Source organism: Melioribacter sp. Ez-97, from assembly GCF_051488665.1.
Taxonomy (GTDB): Bacteria; Bacteroidota; Ignavibacteria; order Ignavibacteriales; family Melioribacteraceae; genus Melioribacter.
On sequence record NZ_JBPSEG010000028.1, the window covers coordinates 1 to 1425 of the forward strand.

A 1425-nucleotide genomic window follows, 5' to 3' on the forward strand; every position below is an offset into this window, starting at 1 on the left:
CAACCTAATCCATTTACTTTTTTCCCCGGTCAAAAAACTGTTTTAGTTAAAGATACAAACTGGGTTATAATTGATGGTGACACAGTTATAAGTCGATACTTCGAAATAGGAGAACTCTTTTGGGGTGAAGAAATTATCGAGAAATTTGGAATTTTTTCTTTTGACCTTGAATCTCCAAGTCGTTATTGTACGGGAGCTATTATCAATGGACAGCAATATGGGACAATAGTAAGTGTCGAAGATGAGAATATTGAACATTCTATTCCCGGTAAATTTATTCTTGAAAATAATTACCCGAACCCATTCAATCCAACAACAACTATCCGTTTTTCTATTCCTAGAAGCCGGCAAGGCAATTCTTATTCGAATGTAAAACTTGTAGTCTATGATCCACTTGGTAGAGAAGTTGTTACGTTAGTTGATGAACAAAAGTCTGCTGGAACATATGACGTAACTTTCAATGCGAAAGGTCTATCCAGTGGTGTATATTACTACTCGCTAATTTCAGGAACCAAAATTATTACAAAACCAATGGTTTTAATTAAATAATAGGTGATAAAATGAAAACGAAATTATTATACCTGTTAATTGTACTAAGCATGTTATTAAGTACGAAAATAAAAGCAGGAATTGAAGATGCTTGCGGTACAACTTCAGGTAGTTCAGCTCCGTATATACCAACAAGCGGTACTATCAAAGTTTTTGTAATTTTTGCTCAATTTAGAGACGACCCTAATACAGACGATAATGGATGGGCAAAAGATAGTTACCCGGATTGGGCAAACACATTTGTAAATTCATCAACAGGAGGCCCTTATTCATGGAATAATTTATCCCACTATTTTAATGAAATGTCAAATAGTACATTCCAGGTTATCGGTGACGTTTATGACGAATTGGTTACTACCGACTATGATCAAAGTCATTATTCAACAATAGGAGAAGTTAATAGAGAAATTATTGCGGAAGTTGATCCTTATGTAGATTTTTCTGATTACGATAATTTAAATGGCAGCAGTTCCGGAAGTGATGGGAAAGTTGATTTTGTCTATATTATTTATAGAAATGTAATTGGCACAACTTTAATGAATTATTCAGGGATTGCACATTTAAATGTAAGCTCAACAATAACCGTTGATGGCAAACAGATAGTAAATAATACAGATATAGGTAGTGGAGTGCAACAAAGAGGCGGTTACAACGGGAGAGATTATACACTTTATGTAGCAGCTCATGAGATGGGGCATTACTTATTTGGTTATAACCATATCAGTTACGCTACAAATCTTTGTCTAATGTCTAATAGTGGATATCCTGTATGGAATGGCAGCAGGGGCATGCACTCATGGGAAAGGCATTATTTGGGTTGGATTAACTATACCGATAGGACAACAGATGGTTCAGTAACAATGTCCGATTACATGA

At 35.1% G+C, this 1425-nt stretch carries 2 protein-coding genes; both read left to right on the forward strand.

Features of this window, described 5'->3' with window-relative positions:
* On the forward strand, positions 1-549 hold a 549-nt coding region (locus ACSSWA_RS14860; protein WP_437357431.1), incomplete at its 5' end, for a T9SS type A sorting domain-containing protein.
* Between the two features lie 11 nt (positions 550-560).
* Positions 561-1425 (forward strand): hypothetical protein (locus ACSSWA_RS14865; protein ID WP_437357433.1); only part of this gene is annotated, 865 nt, incomplete at its 3' end.